General features: G+C 44.8%; 16 protein-coding genes and 1 riboswitch. Of the genes, 11 read left to right on the plus strand and 5 right to left on the minus strand.

Features of this window, described 5'->3' with window-relative positions:
• Window positions 1-136: 136 nt before the first annotated feature.
• A complete protein-coding gene (locus tag ND16A_RS13615; protein ID WP_033076711.1) occupies window positions 137-4,129 on the minus strand; it encodes a rhombosortase-dependent M36 family metallopeptidase in 3,993 nt (1,330 codons plus the stop codon).
• A 696-nt stretch (window positions 4,130-4,825) separates the two neighbouring features.
• On the opposite strand from ND16A_RS13615, the gene ND16A_RS13610 reads away from it, so the two are divergent.
• A complete protein-coding gene (locus ND16A_RS13610; protein WP_033076712.1) occupies window positions 4,826-6,625 on the plus strand; it encodes an ABCB family ABC transporter ATP-binding protein/permease in 1,800 nt (599 codons plus the stop codon).
• Window positions 6,626-6,635: 10 nt separating this feature from the next.
• On the opposite strand, the gene dmpG is transcribed toward ND16A_RS13610, so the two are convergent.
• Genes dmpG through ND16A_RS13595 form a run of 3 tightly spaced genes read right to left on the minus strand, consistent with a single transcriptional unit; the run spans window position 6,636 to window position 9,408 of the window.
• A complete protein-coding gene (gene dmpG, locus ND16A_RS13605; RefSeq protein WP_033076713.1) occupies window positions 6,636-7,658 on the minus strand; it encodes a 4-hydroxy-2-oxovalerate aldolase in 1,023 nt (340 codons plus the stop codon).
• On the minus strand, window positions 7,655-8,581 hold the full coding sequence (locus tag ND16A_RS13600; protein WP_033076760.1) for an acetaldehyde dehydrogenase (acetylating): 927 nt from the start codon (window positions 8,579-8,581) through the stop codon (window positions 7,655-7,657). Before ND16A_RS13600 ends, dmpG begins: the two co-directional genes overlap by 4 nt.
• Before the next feature lie 38 nt (window positions 8,582-8,619).
• Window positions 8,620-9,408, minus strand: a complete 789-nt coding sequence (locus tag ND16A_RS13595) for a fumarylacetoacetate hydrolase family protein (protein WP_033076714.1) — start codon at window positions 9,406-9,408, stop codon at window positions 8,620-8,622.
• A 132-nt stretch (window positions 9,409-9,540) separates the two neighbouring features.
• On the opposite strand from ND16A_RS13595, the gene ND16A_RS13590 reads away from it, so the two are divergent.
• Both ND16A_RS13590 and ND16A_RS13585 read left to right on the plus strand, forming a co-directional pair.
• The gene (locus tag ND16A_RS13590) at window positions 9,541-10,473 is read left to right on the plus strand and encodes a LysR family transcriptional regulator (RefSeq protein WP_033076715.1); all 933 of its coding nucleotides are present in this window, start codon (window positions 9,541-9,543) and stop codon (window positions 10,471-10,473) included.
• Between the two features lie 115 nt (window positions 10,474-10,588).
• The gene (locus ND16A_RS13585) at window positions 10,589-10,828 is read left to right on the plus strand and encodes an RNA recognition motif domain-containing protein (protein WP_033076716.1); all 240 of its coding nucleotides are present in this window, start codon (window positions 10,589-10,591) and stop codon (window positions 10,826-10,828) included.
• A gap of 65 nt (window positions 10,829-10,893) precedes the next feature.
• On the opposite strand, the gene ND16A_RS13580 is transcribed toward ND16A_RS13585, so the two are convergent.
• Window positions 10,894-11,766, minus strand: coding sequence for an alpha/beta hydrolase (locus ND16A_RS13580; protein WP_033076717.1), 873 nt, complete (start codon window positions 11,764-11,766; stop codon window positions 10,894-10,896).
• Between the two features lie 522 nt (window positions 11,767-12,288).
• Here ND16A_RS13580 and ND16A_RS13575 point away from each other — a divergent pair.
• The 8 genes from ND16A_RS13575 (at window position 12,289) to kynA (ending at window position 20,311) form a co-directional block, all read left to right on the plus strand.
• Entirely contained in the window at window positions 12,289-13,752 is a 1,464-nt protein-coding gene (locus ND16A_RS13575) for a 2-hydroxymuconic semialdehyde dehydrogenase (protein ID WP_033076718.1), read from the plus strand.
• A 3-nt stretch (window positions 13,753-13,755) separates the two neighbouring features.
• Window positions 13,756-14,283: a RidA family protein gene (locus tag ND16A_RS13570; RefSeq protein ID WP_081945492.1), complete on the plus strand. Its 528-nt coding sequence runs from the start codon at window positions 13,756-13,758 to the stop codon at window positions 14,281-14,283.
• A 2-nt stretch (window positions 14,284-14,285) separates the two neighbouring features.
• Window positions 14,286-14,870, plus strand: coding sequence for a 3-hydroxyanthranilate 3,4-dioxygenase (locus ND16A_RS13565; RefSeq protein ID WP_052072922.1), 585 nt, complete (start codon window positions 14,286-14,288; stop codon window positions 14,868-14,870).
• Complete coding sequence (locus tag ND16A_RS13560) at window positions 14,870-15,904, plus strand: amidohydrolase family protein (RefSeq protein ID WP_033076719.1); 1,035 nt, start codon at window positions 14,870-14,872, stop codon at window positions 15,902-15,904. The genes ND16A_RS13565 and ND16A_RS13560 overlap by 1 nt, the downstream gene beginning before the upstream one ends.
• Before the next feature lie 61 nt (window positions 15,905-15,965).
• A complete protein-coding gene (locus tag ND16A_RS13555; protein ID WP_033076720.1) occupies window positions 15,966-16,769 on the plus strand; it encodes a 2-keto-4-pentenoate hydratase in 804 nt (267 codons plus the stop codon).
• On the plus strand, window positions 16,766-18,064 hold the full coding sequence (kynU, locus tag ND16A_RS13550; RefSeq protein WP_033076721.1) for a kynureninase: 1,299 nt from the start codon (window positions 16,766-16,768) through the stop codon (window positions 18,062-18,064). The genes ND16A_RS13555 and kynU overlap by 4 nt, the downstream gene beginning before the upstream one ends.
• Before the next feature lies 1 nt (window position 18,065).
• On the plus strand, window positions 18,066-19,451 hold the full coding sequence (locus ND16A_RS13545) for an FAD-dependent oxidoreductase (RefSeq protein WP_033076722.1): 1,386 nt from the start codon (window positions 18,066-18,068) through the stop codon (window positions 19,449-19,451).
• Window positions 19,448-20,311 carry a tryptophan 2,3-dioxygenase gene (kynA, locus tag ND16A_RS13540; RefSeq protein WP_052072923.1) on the plus strand — a complete coding sequence of 288 codons (864 nt, stop codon included), beginning with the start codon at window positions 19,448-19,450 and terminating at the stop codon, window positions 20,309-20,311. Before ND16A_RS13545 ends, kynA begins: the two co-directional genes overlap by 4 nt.
• A gap of 161 nt (window positions 20,312-20,472) precedes the next feature.
• A riboswitch (TPP riboswitch) is annotated at window positions 20,473-20,572 on the plus strand.
• Window positions 20,573-20,639: the final 67 nt, after the last annotated feature.

Here is a 20,639-nt window from a genome sequence, read left to right on the forward strand (position 1 = left end):
CCGGGTTGGCGGGACTTTAGTCTCGCGAAAAATCAATGCGAGGTTGAAACCCCGCCAACCGGGTTAGTATTGGTTGGTGGGACTTTAGTCTCGCGAAAAATCAATGCGAGGTTGAAACCCCGCCAACCGGGTCAAATTACTTACGACGACGCAATATCGCCAGCGGTAATAATAGCAACGCTAACAATCCGGTAGTACCACCACTGCTAGATTTCTTCTCTGGCTCAGGCTCGACAACCGCGACATCTTGTACGGTAACCGTTAGTTGCTGGCTAACAGTATCGCTACCGTCATCAACGCTAAGTTCAAACACTAGCGCTTCGCTGCCAGATGCTATCTCAGGGGCGGTGAAGGTTGCATTGGCACTGTCAGCCGCCGCTAATGTCACAGCAGTACCCGATACCTGGGTCCAGCTATACGTTAGCTCATCACCATTTGGATCGCTGGCAGTAGCCGTTAACGTTGCGTCCTCTCCTTCGTTTACCTCATAGTCGTTGGCAACAGTAAGGTAAGGCAAGCGGTTATCACAGGCATTAGTATCGCCAGCAATAACATCAGAGAATACTGATGATTGAATGTTGGTAAAGGTCACATTATCAATCCACCAGCCATAATCTGCCGCATACAAATCTGAGGCTATTCTAAAGCGCAGTTTCACTTCATTACCATTTAGCGCGTTACCAAAATTAACCCGTTCCATGTTGCCCCAGCCATTGCTATTGTTACGACCAGTGAACACCATACGCTCAGTCAAGGCCTGGGCATCATTCTCAATCAGTTCGCCATCGTAACCAACGTCAAAGGTGCCGCCGACGGATGTAACATCAACCCATTCATCACCGTTAATGCTGATCTCAACAACACCGCCATCCCAATCAGCTTCTATGCCATAGAAGTGCCAGAAGGACATGCTAAAGTCGCCACCGTAGCCAACTTCAAACGTTGCCGTTTCCACCGCTACGTCTGACTGAAAGTCATTATTGTTCAGGTACATCGTTTGCGCACCTAAATCGTAACCGAATGAGGCAAACCAACCGACGTTGCCGCCGTCATCATAACTTTGTGTACCTTGCGCGAATTCATCGCCAACCATCACGTTTTCTTGCCAATCGACAAATAACGAGGTGGTTTCCATGTTATCGGTACTTTGATTGGCCACTGGTGCTCTTGATTCAAAATCAAAGTTTACCAGGGTAGAAACCATGTATTCTTCCGGAGCTTGAGTGCCTTCGGCAACCTCAGGGAAAGTTATTTTTAACTCTAATTGATCAGCCGTTGCCGCATCGTTCAAGGTGAATTCAAGCGGAGCACTGGTAGAGGAGGCATATAGGTCAAGGTCGGCAAATGTAACCAGTCCATCATTGGCAAAAGTCACATCGTGATCACTCACCACTTCCACTTGACCGACTAAACCACTGAGCACTTCACTACCGCTATTGTTGATGGTAAAGCTAACCGTACCGGTTTCACCCTTATCCAAAACACTGTCATTTGAACAGTAGCCGGACGTAAAGCCCTCATAATTCACGTTCAAATTATGCTGATTAACCGCAAACTCAGAAAATTCAGTTAGATTTGATTCAATCACACCAGCATGATCGGTTGAGAATCGCTCTGGCGATACCGCGCCAAGGCCCATGCCGCGACGAGCAAACGCTGCCAGAATCAGTTGGTAATCTTCAGCATCATTGGCATATGCCGCCGCTAAAAGCGCATCACGAGCTTCGGTATACGTTGGCGCTACCGGCGTCATTTTATAACCGGCAACCAAATAATCCATCATCAAACTACGTGCTTCGTCAAAGGAATGACGCTCATCATTGATCAATGCTACGTAACTGTCCCAAAGCATTGCCGCCCAAGGTTCACCGGCGTCATGTACTTCAGCTTCACCATACTGGTCTTCACTGGTACCGTTGCCCATCATCACGTTTGCAAATGTTAGCGGATTCGTTTCCATGTCGGTGCTGTATGGATAATTACGGATCCCAGAATAGAACGAATCTACATAGGTTATTGCCGCATAAGGTTTTTGGAATAACTCATTGCCGGCAATTAAGGCGTCATCTTTTTCAGAAATCAACAACAAGGCGTGGAAATCCCCCCAACCTTCGCCCATTGAACGACCTTGTTGGTTAATTAACCCCGCACCATCACCCACTAGACGGTTACTGATATAATGACCCCACTCATGGGCGACAATTGCGTTATCCCAAGAACTCGCTTTAAATGGCTTGTCGTTAAACATTGCCACAGAGACAGTTTCATCTAACGCTAACTTGTCATCAATTTCCTTACAGTCCGCAAAGGTGATGCCGACACTAGGAATAGTAACCAAATCGTCACTGCCGCCCATTGGCGCCGGCGTACCATCGTCGTTATTATTGGCAATAAGTACGCCAATGGCGCCTGCATTTTGGGCATTCAGCACTTTTAAGGTAAAATTACAGGCACCGCGATCGATTAAAGCAATTTTTCCTTGCAACTCATCACCATTAACCGCCGCTTCACAGCCATCGTTGGCAACATCGAAGCCATCATCGATTCGAATCACATCGCCCTGGATATCAAACTGGCCTTGACCAAAGGATGAACGCTGAACTACATCAATCATGCCAAGGTCTTCATGAGAAGTTACATTTAGACCATAATCTTCGCCATTAACCGCATCTTTACTGTCCCATAAGTACATTTGCATCGTTGGTGAAACACCATCGGCAGGGGTAGACATGTTGGCATTATTAAAGCCGGAATTATCTTGCACTTCGGCTAACAGCGCATCACCGCCAACGCCGCCTCTACCAAAGTTATCGGCTTGAGCGTTGCCCGCAGCTTCATCAAAACCATGATCATAAAATTCATCGTGCAAGTAGTTATTCAGATAAAACAGGTTGACGATTGCCGCTTGACGGTTAACTTTAGAGCTTTCAGCTTTCGTCTCATCGTATTTATAATCAAAAGTGTTGGCACTGGTTAGGGTTGCCGTATAATCACCGTTGCTAAAGCCATCCGGTGAGATAGCATCGACATAGGCATTTACGTTATTGCCTTGCGTGGTAGTGGCATCAATAGCCAACCATGCATCTTGGGTACTGATAGGGCCAGATGCCAAGGTGACTAACGGGGCATCAAGGTAAATGCTGGTATCGATTTGATCGACACTTTCCGCCGGGATCACTTTACCGTGTGGTCCTTGCCAAGGTTTGTTCATCCCGTCTTCGTCGGCATACACCCGATAACTAAAATCAGAGTCTGCCACGGTTAAGTTATGCTTAACCAATACTTTGCCACTGTCGGCCGAGATAACAAAACTGAAATAATTGGAATCAACGCTGTCGCTATCAGCCGCTTCGATTTCGATATAATAAGCGGCTACCAGTTTGCCTTTACTTTCAAAGTAAACTTGCTTAGTTCGCGGTTCGCCTAATATTTGGTATTTGTCTGATGATACGGCTTTATAGCTGGTATATTTACCCGCGGTTCTCACTTCACTTAACTCTACCGAGTTTTTATTGCCGCCCATGGCCGCAAAAGCACTGCTAATCGCGCTAGTGGCATCACCAAAGGCCAGACCAACGAACTTAGGAGATTTTGCATCTGCAACAGCAGTAAGGCTAGCGAAATAACCGGAAGAAGCCACCAAGTTAAAATCGGCATCCATCATCACATTATATTCGCGATTAAACACTTCTACGCCATTTAGCTCTTGCTTAAATTTCGCAATTTTGCCGCCATGCCCACGATCGTGAACACTGGTTAAAACAGCAGCTAAAGCGCCCTGTTTTTTCGCTGACATACCGGTAAGCTGTGCCAAATAGTGGTTAGCGGCAAAGCTTAATTGGTGTTCTTTGGCAATACTGCCAATGTTGGCTGGCGCCTGATCTTTCGCGGCCCATTGGAACGTTGTTTTGCCCAGTTGTGCATCGTAATTGTTACGCATACCACTGGCTGAAGCAGTCATTTTTGCTTGTTGCTTTGGCTTTACCAGTCGATTCACTGTTGAGTTGATATTTTCTGTGGCGTGATATGACTGTAAATTACTGGCGCTTGGGCTGGCTGAAACGCCTAAAGCGGCAGTGGCAAGCGCCGCACCAATGAATGTGGCGATCGGGGTTTTATTAAAATTCATCAATATTCCTTTACTATCTTTTTTTTATTTGTGGTTGTGTTATTTGGATTGTTGCTTTTGCTGTTTTTGTTGCAGAGGGATAAAAAACTAAAGCAGAAATGAAATGCTGTAAACCGCACTCGTTAAAATATAAATAACTTAAAATTAACAAGCCGTAAACAAATATCCACAACAAGACACATTAAAACGAATCAAAAAACCGCATAAAAAACAGCAGCTTGTACCTTTGCGCAATAATGTAAAATGTGGCTACAGCCCGTGCAAATAACTGGTCAAACCATTTAAAGGCCGAGCTTGAATGAGGCCAGGCAGAATGAAGAAACAACAATTAAATTCACTAAAAGTGAATAATTTTTAGGGGAAATTTATTTTTCTATCTCAGCTTTTCAGAAGGAATTTTCATGCAATTAAGATAATTCAGTTTTTTGCATTTCACTAAAAATAAACTGATATCGCGTTTTATTTCAGCAAACGTTAGATCGATAACCACAGATTGGTTATCATCTGGTTACCGCTTGCTGATTTATTAATACCAATTTGATTAAGTATGTGATCTACTTTTTCATGAGGAAAAACGGATAAATACAATGCATAAAATTTAGTAAGTAGTTATTCTACTTATCAATTTTATAAAGCCGTAGTTATTCGTTTTAACCATTAAAAATGAGCAGATATTTAATCAACTTGGTATACTCTATGCGAACTCATCACCACGTCAATACTGAAGCTGAGGGCTTTAACTGGCACATCATAAAATATGTTTTACCTTATGTGTTCGAATATAAGAAAAGAGTATTTCTAGCTTTAGCTTTTATGATATTGGCAAAACTGGCCAGTGTCGGCTTGCCGTTCATTTTAAAGTTCATCGTCGATGACTTAGATACGGCAAATAATAACGCTGCGGCCTTAATTGCCGCCCCGATTGCATTAGTCATAGCATATGGCTTTGTGCGTTTTTCCAATGTGTTATTTGGCGAAATTCGCGACACCTTATTTGGCCGAGTAACCGAGCGGGCAATCCGCCGCATTGGCCTAAGGGTATTTAAGCATCTGCATTTACTCGATCTTGAATTTCACTTAAACCGACGCACCGGCGGCCTGTCCAGAGATATTGAACGAGGTACTACCGGCATTAACTTTTTAATGCGTTTCATGGTTTTCAATATCATTCCAACCCTATTGGAAATCGGCCTGGTGATTTTCATCCTGTTTTTCAATTACGGCATTAACTTTGCCGCCATTACCCTTTTGGCCATTGTTGCCTATGTCGGTTATTCAATCAAAACCACAGAATGGCGCACCAATTTTGTTCGTATGGCCAATAAAGCCGACTCCGCCAGCAACTCGCAGGCGATAGACAGCTTAATTAATTATGAGACCACCAAATACTTTACCAATGAAGATTATGAAGCACAGCGCTATGATACCGAATTGGCCGACTGGGAAATTGCCAAGCGCAAAAACCGATTATCGTTATTTGTGTTAAATGGCGGACAAGCTTTTATCATTGCCGCCTCGATGACGGCAATGATGGTTTTAGCGGCAATGCAAGTGGCCAATGGCAGCATGACGCTCGGCGATTTCGTGTTAATTAATGCCTTTATGATGCAAATATTCATTCCATTAAATTTTCTTGGCTTTGTTTATCGAGAAATGAAGGGGTCACTGGCCAATATTGAATTGATGTTTAATTTATTGGCCATTGCGCCAAAGGTGGTGGAAAAAGAAGATGCCAGTAATTTAATGGTTAGTCAGGGCAAAGTCGAATTTAACAACGTTAGTTTTCATTACCACCAAGACCGGGCCATCTTGAAAAATGTGAATTTCGACATAAAACCCGGTGAGAAACTGGCCATCGTTGGCGCCAGCGGCGGCGGCAAATCGACTTTAGTAAAGCTGTTATTTCGCTTCTATGATGTAAACTCAGGCGCTATCACTATTGATGGTCAGAATATCAATGATCTTACCTTTAAATCGTTACGCCGTGCCATTGGCATTGTGCCGCAAGACACTGTGCTGTTTAACGATAACATTCTCGAAAATGTCCGTTATGGCAAACAAGGGGCAAGCGATGATGAAGTGTTACATGCGATTAAACTCGCCCATCTGGACGAGTTTATCCAGTCTTTACCGGATGGGGTGAACACTATGGTTGGCGAACGCGGCCTGAAGCTTTCCGGCGGAGAAAAGCAGCGGGTAGCCATTGCCAGAACAATTTTGAAAAAACCACCGATTTTGGTGTTTGATGAAGCGACATCCTCACTGGACAGCAAATCAGAACAAGCGATAATGACCGCGTTAAAAGAGCTGTCACAAGGCGTTACCAGCATGGTCATTGCGCACCGGCTATCCACCATAGTCGATGCCGATAAAATTATCGTAATGGACTCAGGCGTTATCGCCGAAATGGGTAACCATGACGAATTGATTGCCAAAGCTGGGATCTACGCCAAGCTTTGGGCGATTCAACAACAAAATAATAACGACTCAAAGTAACAATCAGTTGTTACTTTGAGTTTTTACTAAGGTTCAGTGCCACATCTTCAATCATATCTTCTTGCCCGCCTACGGTTTTCAAACGGCCGAGCTCCATCAGTATTTCTTCTGACGGCACTCCGTATTTTTTAGCCGCTCTTTTGGCATGCAATAAAAACGATGAATAGACGCCGGCATAACCCAGTACTAAAGAATCACGGTCGACGCGGATCGGTTGCTCCATCATCGGCACCACGATTTCTTCGGCAGCCGCCATCAATTTAAACACATCGACACCGGTGGTTGCGCCCATACGAGTGGCAATGGCATTAAACACTTCTAATGGCGTATTGCCCGCACCTGCGCCTAGTCCTGCCGCTGAGCCATCAATCCGGTTTGCTCCGGCTGCTACTGCCGACAACGAGTTAGCAACGCCGAGAGCAAGATTATGATGGCCGTGAAAACCAATTTCGGTTTCCGCTTTTAAGCCATCGCGCAACACCGCGATGCGCTGATACACATCGTCTTGCAACATATAACCGGATGAATCGGTACAATAAATACAGTTAGCACCGTAACTTTCCATCAATTTGGCTTGCGCTAATAACTGTTTTGGCTCAAGCATATGCGCCATCATTAAAAAGCCAACGGTGTCTAACCCCAAGTTTCGTGAAAGGGAAATATGTTGCTCGGTCACATCGGCTTCGGTACATTGCGCCGCCACCCGGATGGTATTCACTCCGAGCTCATGAGCCATGCGCAGGTGATCTACGGTACCGATACCAGGCAATAACAAGGCGGAAATTTTCGCTTGCTTCATCAGCGGTATCACCGTGGATAAATATTCTTCATCGCTATGGGCCGGAAAACCATAATTTACCGAAGCGCCGCCTAAACCATCGCCATGGGTGACTTCAATTAAGGGTACGCCGGCATCGTCTAATGCGGTAGCTAAGGTGACCATTTCCGTTAAGCTGATTTGATGGCGTTTAGCGTGCATGCCATCGCGTAAACACATGTCATGCAGGGTGATATGTTTACCATTGATATTCATTGCTCTTTCCTTGAATTGCTTTGCTTCGCGCTCGTTTGCCCAGCTTGCATTTGCATAGCTATCATTTCACCGGTGCGTAACGCGGCCGCAGTCATAATATCGAGATTACCGGCGTATTTAGGTAAATAATCGCCTAAGCCTGCCACTTCGAGAAATACCGACACCCGGTTGCCATCGAATACCGGGCCATTTTTTAAGGTGTAACCCGGTACATATTTTTTCACCTCACTCACCATGGCCAATACCGACTCGGTAATGGCTTGCTGATCCGGAATATCGGTAGTCAAACAATGTACGGTATCGCGCATCATTAACGGTGGCTCAGCCGGATTCATCACAATAATGGCTTTGCCCTGTTTCGCCCCACCAATTTTTTCAATGGCACCTGCTGTGGTACGGGTAAACTCATCGATGTTTTTACGGGTGCCCGGCCCGGCCGACTTTGACGCTATGGTAGCAACTATCTCACCATAATCTACCGCTTGCACGCGACTGATCGCGGCAATGATAGGGATGGTCGCCTGACCACCGCAGGTCACCATATTTACGTTGGCTTCGTCGGCGTTGACATGCTCAGCCAAATTTACTGGCGGTACACAATATGGTCCAATGGCAGCAGGCGTCAGATCAATAACCTTTACCCCTTTGGCTTGCAATTTCGCGTTATTTTCACCGTGTACATAAGCAGAAGTGGCATCAAAAGCGATTTTAATATTATCGCGGTCAATGTGATCCATTAAGCCATCAACGCCTAAATGAGTCGTTTTTAATCCCGCTGCTCTGGCTTGTTGCAAACCATCTGAGGCTTGCTCTATACCCACCATCCACAGCGGATTAATGGTGTCACTGCGCAACGCTTTTATCATTAAGTCGGTACCGATATTACCTGAGCCAATCAGCGCCACGTTTATTTTATTAATCATCATTTATACTCGTCATAATAGTTGTATATAGCCGCTGCCTATTCGACAAACTGGTAAGATGCACTACCGATACCGGTAATTTCCATGGTCATTTGATCATCGGCTTTGCAAGGGATCATTGCCGCTAACGAGCCAGACAAAATAATGTCGCCAGCCTTTAACGATACGCCGTAATCACCTAAGGCATTGGCTAACCAGGCGACACAATTTAACGGCGAGCCTAATGCCGCCGAGCCCTGTCCTTGCGCAATAACTTCACCGTTATTTTTGATCACCATTTTACAGTTTTCAAAATCGACCTGCTGCGGCGCCACGCGCTCGTCGCTGAGCACAAAAATGCCACAGGAGGCGTTATCGGCAACGGTATCCTGAATTTTTATCTGCCAATCGCGAATGCGTGAGTCAACAATTTCAAAACAGGCAGCGACACTTTCGGTAGCCTGCAACACATCTGCAGGGGTTACGCCTGGGCCAACCAAGTCGGCTTTTAGAATAAAGGCGATTTCCCCTTCCGACTTTGCCTGGATCAACTCTTTGCTGAATTTAATGCTGTCACCGGAACGATAGATCATGTTATCGGTTAAAAAACCAAAGTCCGGCTGATGTACCCCTAACATATCTTGCACAACTTTGCTGGTGAGGCCGATTTTTTTACCAATCACTTTTTCACCGGCATTTAGCCTATGCTGTAAAAATGCCAACGATACTTGATAAGCATCCTCGACGGTAAAGTCAGGTTCGCGCTCGCTGATCGGTGCCACAGTCTGGCGTTGTTGCTTGGCCTGATAAAGCTCGGCGGCGAGTTCTTCTAACCGTTGTTGTTTCATTGCTGTTATTTCCCTGATTAAGAGCTATTGCTTACTTTACTTTATTCTCATAAATAACAATAATTGAATTAATTGGGTAAAATGATTCAACTTTTGAATATAACAAATCATAAAATAATAGCGGATCGATGAATGAATATCGCCAAGAGCCAACTTAATATTAGTCATTTAAAAATGATCAGCACCATTGCTGAGTCAGAAACGGTAAAAGAAGCGGCTGAAGCTTTGTTTATCACTCAGCCAGCATTAACCAACCGCATCAGAGAAGCGGAACGCCGTTTAAATACTGAATTGTTTATTCGCCGGGGCCGCAAGCTGGTGATCTCCAGTTCCGGCAAGCGGCTATTGCATTCGGCCAATAAAATTCTTGAGGAGTTAGCACGATGCGAGCACGACATCGCCAGATTATCCGATGGTGTTGAACAAGTGATCCGTATTGGCCTGCCCCACTATGCATCCTTTAATTGGTTACCCAATGTGGTGGCTTATTTTCACCAGGACTACCCCAATACCGAACTGGAAATATCGGCCAACGCCCAGCAACTGCCATTAAGTGCCCTGTATAATGGCGATATTGATATCGCGATGATCTCTTCGGCAAACAAGAAACTGTCAATTGATGAAACGGCTTATGATGCAATTTTTATCTTGCAAGATGAGTTGATGGCGTGTTTATCACCGCAACATCAATACGCCAAACATAAGTTTTTAACCGCCGAAGATTTTGCCAGTCAAACTTATATCACCAACTCCACCGTACCGGAAAAAGACCGAGAATATGAATTGTTTTTTAAGCCGAAAAACATTATTCCGAAAAAGGTACTGCAAGTGGGTTTTAATGAAGCCATTATTGAATTTATTAAAGCGAACATGGGTTTAACCATCATGACGAAACAGTTAATCGCCCCGTACATTAGCAAAAAACAAATTCAAACCACCAAGTTGGGCGAAGATGGATTAAAAATTTACTGGCATATTGTTTATTCGAACAAAGGCAAAATTGCCAAACAGGCAAAAGCACTGAGTAAAATATTGAAACAACATTCAGCGAAAAGCCAAGCGTAGATGTACCGGCAGTTTGGCGTTAACAAACAAAGTGCAGATTATAAAAATAAATAACTTGGTATAGATCAGTTATATTGCGATAATTCGCATCTACTTTAAAAACACATGGTTCATTATGAAACTTTTAGTTCGCAACCTTTCGCGCTCGACCACGGAACAAGAAATCCGTATTTTATTTTCTGCTCATGGCTCAGTCAACGAGTGTAACTTAGTATTAGATCAGGAAACGGCTAAATCGAAAGGTTTTGCTTTTGTTGAAATGCCAAATGAAGCGGAAGCGAAATCAGCCATTTCAGCCTTGCATGAAACCAGAGTAGCAAAGAATAAAATTCGCGTAAAAATAGCGCAATCTTAAAGCCGCTAAAGTTGGTGGCTATACCAATTTGATTAAATATCTGTTCATTTTTAATCAAATTGGTATTAAACAACAGCCATTTGTTGAAAGACTTGCTGACAAAGCCAGCTGTCATCGTCAGCTAAATCGACAATCACATCAAAATGATTGCGCTCTGGAATTTCAAATACATCCTCTAACAGCAACGCCGAAATTGCCGCGGTTTGCCGTTTAAACTCTGCCGTTTCGTGTTCTCCGTAAGCAAGAATGATCGGACAATGGTTAATGACGTCATGGCGCAGCGGACTGAAATTTTCAATGTCTTCAGTACTTAGTTGTAACGGCTCGTTGATGTAAGTTAAGGCGATAGGCTCAATATCATAAATACCGCTTACCGCACAAACCCCTTTGACTAAATTACTTTTGCCCATAGCTTGTGCACTATTAAGGTAGTCAGGCCAATGGGTTTGTAGCATCATCATCGCCAAATGTGCCCCGGCAGAGCTACCCGACAAATAAATTTCATTGCAATCAAAGCCTAAACGTTGTGCATTTTCAAAAAGCCAGGCTAAGGCACGCCGGTTTTGCTCAACAATTTCGGTCATGGTGGCATTGGGTGCCAAGGAGTAATTGATCACGGCAAAATAACAGCCGTGGCGTTGAAAATTAGTGGCCGCGAATGACGACTCATCTTTACTCAACTCTTGCCAGTACCCACCGTGAATGTAGACCTGAAGTTTTTGGGTATTGCCATCAGTGGGTAAAAATAAGTCCAGCAGTTCATCGGCATTATCGCCATACGACAAATTTTTCAAAACACTGCCTTGCTGCTCCGCCAACTGCGTGGCTTTATGACTGCGCTCTACGTATTGATTTAAATAGACACTGATATCGTCAATGCAGCTGCTGGGCGAGTATTCGCGTTCCAGGTTTTTTAGATCATAATTACGATAAAGCATCAGAAATTTTTCTATTGTTCACAAAGTTTATAGGTTAGTTCGTTACTATAGCGAAATTAGTGCATAGAGATAAATTGATTAAACTTGAGTAAAGCATAGATATTTTGAATGCAAACACATTCATAATATTTATCAATAGATGAAAAATTTAAAATTATTGTTATTGATTGAAACAAGCTAAAGTGAATGGATAATAATCAGCCTCGGCTTTGAGCGAGTTCCAGTGAAGCAAGCTAGGGTCTGTTGATCTTTGGAGTTTATTTTTGCAACGATTTCTTTGGCATTTATACAAGGCGGAGTAAGTGTTACGTAGTTATTCTTCTTGAACTTGTGACAACGCGGTAGAAATGCCAAAGAAACCGTTGCCCTTCGGGTTCAACTAAACGACTCCTGCTCTTTGTTACTAGTGATTTACTTAGAATAACTAAGCTACATAACAAGTGCCGCGATCAGAAGACGCTTAGTTGAACAAAATTTGAACTCGAAAGGTCAACAGACCCTACTAACAGCATTGGATATAACATGTCAGCAAAAATTTTAACGTCCTACGTCGATGGCCAATTTATGGATAGCGGTGTGTATTTTGATAACATCAACCCCGTTAACGGTGCAGTGATCAGCCAAATAGCAGAAGCCAATAGCGAAATTATTGATGTTGCGGTTGCCAGTGCCCGCCATGCGCAACAGCATGAATGGGGTGCGATGTCGGTAAATCAGCGTTGTGCGCTATTGCACAAAGTTGCCGACAGAATGAGTGAGCGTGAACAGGAATTCATCGACGCCGAAATTAATGATACCGGTAAATCTTTATTTCAGGTTGAAACCATCGACATCCCGCGCGGCACCGCAAACTTTCGCACTTTTGCCGATATGGCGAAATTTGCCGAGAGTGAGACTTTCATCACCGAAATGCCAAACGGCGACAAAGCATTAAACTATAGCGTCAACAAACCGCTGGGTGTGGTTGCGGTAATCTCGCCGTGGAATTTGCCATTATTGCTGGCCACCTGGAAAATTGCTCCGGCGATGGCGTGTGGTAACAGTGTGATTTTAAAGCCTTCTGAAGAAACCTCTTCGACGGCATTTTTATTGGCGCAAGTGATGGACGAAGTGGGCATACCGAAAGGCGCATTCAACCTTATCCTCGGTCGCGGCAAAGCCGTTGGCAATGCCATCACCTCGCATCAAGGCATAGATGCCATTACCTTTACCGGTGCCTCGTGTACGGGTAAGCAAATTATGAAATCGGCAAGTGATACGGTTAAACCGGTATCGTTTGAATTGGGCGGTAAAAATTCGGCGATTATTTTTTCGGATGCCGACTTAAACAAAGCGATAAACGGCGTTGCCCGCTCAACCTTTACCAATTGCGGGCAAGTGTGTTTGTGTACCGAAAAAGTATTTGTCCATCGTTCGTTATACCAGAGCTTTATTGAAGGCTTAAAACAACAGGCAGAAAGCATCAAGATTGGTTACCCGAAAGAAGAAGGGGTATTTATGGGACCATTGGTGTCGAAAGTACATCAGCAAAAAGTATTGTCTCATTACCAGTTAGCCCGTGACGAAGGGGCCACGTTTATCACCGGCGGTGGCGTGCCAACATTTAATGATGAACGCAAAAATGGTTTTTTTATTGAGCCGACGGTCATTACCGATTTAAGCGATGACAGCCGTACCAATCAGGAAGAAATCTTTGGCCCGATTTGTCATGTGTCCATTTTTGACGATGAGAGCGAAGTGATCAAGCGCGCCAATAATACCCAATACGGTTTGGCGGCTTCCATCTGGACGGAAAACCTCGCCCGCGCGCATCGGGTAGCACCAAAAATTGATGCCGGTATCGTTTGGGTAAACTCCTGGTTTTTAAGAGATTTAAGAACGCCATTTGGTGGCGTAAAGTTATCGGGTGTTGGCCGTGAGGGTGGCAAACATTCTCTGGGTTTTTATTCTGAGCCAACCAATATCTGCATTAAAATAGACGAGTAAAACATGGCCTCAAATTCAACGAAAAGCAGTACAGTGAATAACAACAAAACGAATACCTCGACCACTAATAGCACAACCACTAATTCTGTGTCTGAGGCAAAAGTGGTCAAAGGCAAAGCGACACCGCGTGGTACATTCCCGCACGTGAAACGTGCCGGTGACTTTATTTATGTCTCAGGCACCAGTTCACGACTGCCAGATAACAGCTTCGCCGGGGTCAGAGTCGATGAAATGGGTACCACCAATTTAGATATCAAAGTACAAACGCGAGCGGTGCTTGAAAACATCGGCGATATTTTGCAATCCGTTGGCGCCAGCTTAGAAGATCTGGTTGAGATCAGCACATTTTTGGTGAATATGAATGACTTTGCCGGCTACAACCAGGTGTATTCAGAGTTCTTTGATTTTTCTGGCCCGACTCGTACTACCGTTGCCGTCCATCAATTGCCGCACCCGCACCTGTTAATTGAATGCAAAGCCGTGGCCTACAAGCCGCTTATTGGCGCGAATAACCAAGACAAGGACGACTAAGCATGAGTAAATTAACAGCCTTTAATTTTCATCACTGGATTGAAGAGCATAAACACTTATTAAAACCGCCGGTTGGCAATGTGCAAATTTGGCAAGATACCGACATGATGGTCACCGTGGTTGGTGGCCCAAATAAACGCACCGATTTTCATGATGATCCGGTGGAAGAGTTTTTCTATCAACTCAAAGGCGACATGGTATTAAAGGTGATTGAAGACGGAAAATGTAAAGACGTATTTATTCGTGAAGGCGATATCTTCTTTTTACCACCGCATGTGCGCCACTCACCACAACGGCCGATGGCGGGCAGTATCGGCCTGGTTATTGAGCCGAAACGGCCCACCGGGATGAAAGATGCGTTTGAGTGGTACTGCTTTAATTGTGCTGCTTTGGTGCATCGCTCAGAAGTGCTGTTAAAGTCGATTGTGGATGATTTACCGAAAGTGTATCAGGCATTTTATCAAGACGACGCCGCTCGTACTTGTCCATCTTGTGGCGAGTTACACCCGGGTAAAGAGCCGCCGGAAGGCTGGGTCACTCTGAATGAAAACACTGGCGAAAAAGCTGCTGACAAGGACGCAAATTAATGATGAAAGTTGTAGATATTCACTCGCATTTCTTTCCTAAGCACTGGCAAGATCTGGCGGCAAAATTTGGTGGCAACGACTGGCCCTGGTTGCGCCACGAACAAAATTCAGAGAAAGGCCAAAACCCAAACCAGGGCAAAGAAACAGACAAAGCAATGTTGATGAAAGGCGATAAAGAATTTCGCCCGATTTATTCAGCCTGCTGGGATGCCAGCGTTCGCCTTGAAGAGATGGATAGAGACGGTGTAGATAAACAAATCATTTCGGCAACACCCATTTTGTTTGCCTATGACAAACCGGTCGACCAAGCCGAATATTGTGCGCAACTGTTTAACGATGCCGCCATCGACATTTGTGCTCAGGGTGACAATCGTTTATTCGCTCTGGCACAAGTGCCATTGCAAGATATTGACGCCTCATGCAGAGAAGTAAGCCGAGCAAAAGCCAGCGGTCATGTCGGTGTGCAAATTGGCAATCATGTTGGTGATAAAAACATGGATGACGCTGGCGTACTCACCTTCTTACAACATTGTGCCAACGAAGATATCCCGGTATTTGTTCACCCGTGGGATATGATGGCGGCCAATCGTACCAAAGACTACATGATGGGTTGGACCGTCGGCATGCCGGCAGAAACGCAATTATCGATTGTCTCGATGATTTTAGGCGGTGGTTTCGATCAGGTCAGTAGTAATTTAAAAATCTGTTTTGCTCACGGTGGTGGTTCATTCGCCTTTTTATTAGGCCGCTTAGATAACGCCTGGCATCACCGCAGCATCGCCCGCGGAAAATCAGAATTTCCGCCGAGTCATTATTTAAACCGTTTCTTCTTAGACACTGCCGTGTTTGATCACGACTCGCTGGATTTACTGGTAAAAAAAATGGGGCCGGAGCGGCTAATGTTTGGCAGCGACTACCCGTTCCCGCTGGGCGAGAAACAAATGGGCCAGTTAATAACAACCGCGCCAAGCTTAAGCGATAGCAATAAGCAACAGTTATTGGCCAGTAACGCTGAACAATTTTTCAATATTTAACCATCAACTTGGATTTAGGGCTTAGAGCTTAGAACTTAGAACTTAGAACTTAGGAATTACCATGCTGAAGCAATTAGCAATCAAACTTGACCAGGCGGCAGCGAGTGCCAGCAGTGTTGAGCAATTATCACTGACGACCGAACTTGCGCTAAGCGACGCTTATCAAGTGCAAAAATTGAGTATTGAGCAACGTTTATCGCGCGGCGAACAACTGGTCGGTTATAAAATGGGCTTCACCTCACGCGCCAAAATGTTGCAAATGGGCGTCGATGATTTAATTTGGGGACGCTTAACCGATGCGATGATTATCACTCAAGAGCAAGCCATTAATTTAGACCACTACGTACACCCGCGTGCCGAGCCGGAAATTGCCTTTAAATTAAAAGCACCATTGTCTGGTATCGTCACGGTAGAACAGGCATTAGCCGCGGTGGAAGCCATTGCGCCAGCCATTGAAGTGATTGACTCGCGTTACCGCAATTTTAAATTTTCGTTAAGTGATGTGATTGCCGATAACTGCTCAAGCACTGGCTTTATCGTCGGCCCGTGGAGCCCGGCAGATACCGATATCAGCAAGTTGCAAATGCAACTGCTGGTTGATGGCAAAGTCGCGGCTGAAGATGACAGCTCGGCAATTTTAGATCATCCGTTAAATTCATTGGTCGAAGCGGCGCGTTGCATCAGCGATGCTGGTGAAGAATTAAAAGCCGGACAAATCATTCTTGCCGGTGCGGCAACGGCAGCCGTTGCCTTAGCGCCGGGACAAAATATTGAAGTGAAAGTTGAAACCTTAGGGTCATGCAGTTTTAGCACGCAAGCAACAAGCCAAGCTAATAGCAACACAAGTGCGGAGGCGTGCTCATGAACTATCAGAATAGCCAATACCAGAACAGCCTGGCCTATGCCCAACACCAAGATCAACAAGACCCATTAGCCAACTACCGTGAGCAATTTTGTCACCCGGTGATCAACGGCAAACAAGTACTGTACTTTACCGGCAACTCGTTAGGCTTAATGCCGCAAGCCGCCCGTGAAAACATCAACAATGAACTGGATGAGTGGGCCAACTGGGGCGTGGAAGGTCACTTTCACGCGAAAAACCCCTGGGTAAGCTATCACGAAACATTAACGCCACAGACCGCAGGTATTGTTGGCGCCAATGAATCGGAAGTGGTGTGTATGGGCTCGTTAACCAACAACCTGCATTTGCTGTTCGTGTCATTTTACCAGCCTACAGCCAAACGGTTTAAAATCATTTCAGAAGCGAAGATGTTTCCATCGGATCGCTACTTGCTGGAAACGCAAGTGCGTCATCACGGTTTTGACATCGATGAGGCCATCATTGAAGTAGCGCCACGCGAGGGTGAGCAGTTAATTCGTGAACAAGACATTATCGATGTGATTAATGCCAATGCCGATGAAGTGGCGCTAGTCTTTTTTGGTGGGGTGAACTACTTCACCGGGCAAGTATTTGATATGCAAAAACTGACCGAAGTCGCTCACAGTGTTGGCGCTTTAGCCGGTTTTGACCTGGCCCATGCGGCCGGGAATATTCCAATGCAATTGCATGACTGGAATGTCGATTTTGCCGCCTGGTGTACCTACAAATACATCAATTCCAGCGCCGGTAATACCGCCGCCCTATTCGTTCATGATAAGCATGGCAATAATACCGACATTAACCGCTTTGGCGGCTGGTGGGGTCATAACAAAGAACGTCGCTTCTTAATGGAAAACAGCTTTGAACCTATGACCGGCGCCGAAGGTTGGCAAATCAGTAATGCGCCAGTAATGGGCATGGCGGTATTGAAAGCATCGTTAGATATTTTCCACGAAGTGGGCATGGAAAAGCTGCGCGAAAAAAGTGTCAAACTTACCGGTTTCCTCGAATTTGTGTTTAACGATATCGTCAATCAATTTCCGCATATTAGTCTGGAAATCATCACCCCAAGCAACCCAGATAAACGTGGTTGTCAGCTATCAATCAAGCTGGTTGGTACTGACAAAACGTTTTTTAACGCTTTAACCGAAGCCGGTATTATTGCCGATTTTCGTCAGCCTGACGTGGTTCGTATGGCGCCAACGCCGTTGTACAATAATTTTGAAGATGTGTATCGCATGGGCGTCACCTTAAAACAGCTACTGGCAACCTGGAAATAATATGAGCACAACGAACAGCAAGAAGGTGAAAAACATCTCAATCGCCGGTGCCGGCCCCGTTGGCTCATTACTGGCGGTGATGCTGGCAAAAAAAGGCTACAACATTGACCTGTTTGAATCCCGCCCCGATTCACGAAAAACCAACATTTACCAGGGCAAGTCGATAAATTTGGCCTTGTCTGACCGAGGTTGGTTAGCACTGCAAGCGATTGGCGTCGATGAAGAAATTCGCAACAATGCAATCCCGATGTATTGCCGAATTATGCACAATATCGAAGGCAAGTTAAGTAAATTTCCTTATGGCAAAGATAACCAGGCGATTTGGTCGGTATCACGTTCCGGCATCAATGAGCAGCTGATCTCCATTGCCGAACAGGAAGACGGGGTGAATGTGCATTTTGAGCATCACTTAATCAATGTCAATTTTGACCAGGTAAATTGCAGCTTTAACAATAAAGGCCGAACTAAACATCATAACAGCGATCTGCTAATTGGTGCCGATGGTGCGTTTTCGAAAGTAAGACGACTGGCCCAGGACATTACCGGTCAGCGCATTAGCCACTCGTTAGAATACATGCCACAGAGCTATATGGAATTTAGCATTGCCGCCAATAGTGATGGCAGCCATAAAATGGAAAAACATGCCCTGCATATCTGGCCGCGCAAAGACTTTATGCTGATTGCCCTGCCGAACCCTGACGGTTCGTTTACCTGCACCTTATTTTTAAACCATGAAGGTGAGTTATCGTTTGCATCGCTTGATAGCAGAGACAAAGTCAGCGATTTTTTTAACACTTACTTCCAAGATGCCATGCCCCTGTTAGAAGACCCTGTTAATGCGTTTATGGAGAAGCAACCCGCACCATTGTGTTTGGTGCACATCTATCCTTGGGTGATCAATAACTCGACCGCCCTGATTGGTGACGCCGCGCATGCCATGGTGCCATTTTACGGGCAAGGAATGAATTGCGGTTTCGAAGATTGTCGTATTTTAAATGAACTCGAAGCCGAGCTTGACGGTGACTGGGATAAAATACTGCCGGCCTATGAGCAAAGCCGTAAACCCAATGGTGATGCCATCATTGAATTGGCCAAGCGTAATTTTGTCGAAATGAGTGAATTATCGGCCGATGAAAACTTCTTGTTACGTAAAAAAATTGAAGCCAAATTTCACCAGATGCATCCACAACTGTGGGTGCCGCTGTATTCGATGGTGACATTCTCACCCAATATTTCCTATCATCAGGCGCTGAAAACGGGTGATATCCAACAACAAATCATGGATCAAGTGATGCAACTGCCTGATATCCATCATACCTGGCAAGACTCCCACGTATATCAATTATTACACCGCCTGGCCCTAGAAAAATTGGAGAAAGCCTCATGAGTTGTCCCTATCATAGCGATAAAGACTCAAGCAACTACCGCAAGGTAGAAGATTCGATTCATACCGACTTTAAAGACGACATGTCTTATGGTGACTACCTCTGTCTGGAGCAGGTGTTATCGGCACAAAAGCCGTTAACCAATGAACACGATGAAATGTTGTTTATCAGCATACATCAGGCCAGCGAAATTTGGTTAAAACTTGCCGGTTTTGAATTAACCGAGGCGATCAAAAATGTACAAGAAGGCGATTTTGGTCATGCCTTTAAAGTGATCGCACGCGTCAAACAAATCTTTGTGCAACTGACCCAATCCTGGAGTGTATTATCCACCCTGACGCCGGTTGATTACATGAAGTTTCGTGATGCGTTAGGACATTCATCGGGCTTTCAATCTTATGGTTATCGTAAACTGGAATTCTTATTAGGCAATAAGAATGCAGCACTGTTGAAAGTGCATGAATCAAACCCGGCGGTGCACGCTGAACTAAAACAAACCTGTGACAGCCCAAGCCTGTACGATGAAGTGATCAAAGTGTTAGCCAACAGCGGTTTTGCCATTGATGCCGACATGCTCGACAGAGATTTTACCAGGCCTTACCCGAAAAGTGATTCGGTATTACAAGCCTGGATCCAGGTCTATGAAAATGCCGATCAGTATTTTGAGCTCTATGAACTGGCGGAAAAACTGATGGATATCGAAGATGCCTTTCAACAATGGCGCTTTAAACACATGTACACGGTACAACGCATCATTGGTAACAAGATGGGCACCGGTGGTTCATCAGGAGTGAGTTTTTTGAAAAAAGCGTTAGATATTAGCTTCTTTCCTGAATTGTTGGACCTGCGCACCCAGCTATAATAGTAATCCGCATAAAGATATAACTGACTCAGCATTTGTGTAATATCTATATTGATATTGTTATAGACAAGCAAAATCTTTGTACTTGCTTAACGGTTAATTTGTAAGTTAGAATCTCCGACAAGTTGTTAACGCTTATTAATAAATGGGGTTAACAACTACATAACTTGTCGGAGTGCCAAAGAGCTGAGATCGCAATTGCGAGATCCGTAGAACCTGAATCAGATTAGTATCTGCGAAGGGAACAAGTAGGAAGAGTCTCGTTATAACATTACTGTAATGCATGGGCTTTTTTTCCTCCTGGTTTTATTTCTAAAAGGCTCCGCCT

The sequence above is a fragment of the Thalassotalea sp. ND16A genome, from assembly GCF_000764205.1.
Classification (GTDB): Bacteria; Pseudomonadota; Gammaproteobacteria; order Enterobacterales; family Alteromonadaceae; genus Thalassotalea_A.

What these genes read in the sequence shown, in the direction of transcription:
- ND16A_RS13545 (WP_033076722.1), top strand. Translation starts at nt 18,066, where the DNA reads ATGAGCACAACGAACAGCAAGAAGGTGAAAAACATCTCAATCGCCGGT.
- ND16A_RS13580 (WP_033076717.1), bottom strand. Translation starts at nt 11,766, where the DNA reads ATGCTTTATCGTAATTATGATCTAAAAAACCTGGAACGCGAATACTCG.
- ND16A_RS13600 (WP_033076760.1), bottom strand. Translation starts at nt 8,581, where the DNA reads ATGATTAATAAAATAAACGTGGCGCTGATTGGCTCAGGTAATATCGGT.
- ND16A_RS13615 (WP_033076711.1), bottom strand. Translation starts at nt 4,129, where the DNA reads ATGAATTTTAATAAAACCCCGATCGCCACATTCATTGGTGCGGCGCTT.
- ND16A_RS13575 (WP_033076718.1), top strand. Translation starts at nt 12,289, where the DNA reads ATGTCAGCAAAAATTTTAACGTCCTACGTCGATGGCCAATTTATGGAT.
- ND16A_RS13585 (WP_033076716.1), top strand. Translation starts at nt 10,589, where the DNA reads ATGAAACTTTTAGTTCGCAACCTTTCGCGCTCGACCACGGAACAAGAA.
- kynA (WP_052072923.1), top strand. Translation starts at nt 19,448, where the DNA reads ATGAGTTGTCCCTATCATAGCGATAAAGACTCAAGCAACTACCGCAAG.
- ND16A_RS13595 (WP_033076714.1), bottom strand. Translation starts at nt 9,408, where the DNA reads ATGAAACAACAACGGTTAGAAGAACTCGCCGCCGAGCTTTATCAGGCC.
- ND16A_RS13555 (WP_033076720.1), top strand. Translation starts at nt 15,966, where the DNA reads ATGCTGAAGCAATTAGCAATCAAACTTGACCAGGCGGCAGCGAGTGCC.
- kynU (WP_033076721.1), top strand. Translation starts at nt 16,766, where the DNA reads ATGAACTATCAGAATAGCCAATACCAGAACAGCCTGGCCTATGCCCAA.
- ND16A_RS13560 (WP_033076719.1), top strand. Translation starts at nt 14,870, where the DNA reads ATGATGAAAGTTGTAGATATTCACTCGCATTTCTTTCCTAAGCACTGG.
- ND16A_RS13610 (WP_033076712.1), top strand. Translation starts at nt 4,826, where the DNA reads ATGCGAACTCATCACCACGTCAATACTGAAGCTGAGGGCTTTAACTGG.
- ND16A_RS13570 (WP_081945492.1), top strand. Translation starts at nt 13,756, where the DNA reads ATGGCCTCAAATTCAACGAAAAGCAGTACAGTGAATAACAACAAAACG.
- ND16A_RS13590 (WP_033076715.1), top strand. Translation starts at nt 9,541, where the DNA reads ATGAATATCGCCAAGAGCCAACTTAATATTAGTCATTTAAAAATGATC.
- dmpG (WP_033076713.1), bottom strand. Translation starts at nt 7,658, where the DNA reads ATGAATATCAATGGTAAACATATCACCCTGCATGACATGTGTTTACGC.
- ND16A_RS13565 (WP_052072922.1), top strand. Translation starts at nt 14,286, where the DNA reads ATGAGTAAATTAACAGCCTTTAATTTTCATCACTGGATTGAAGAGCAT.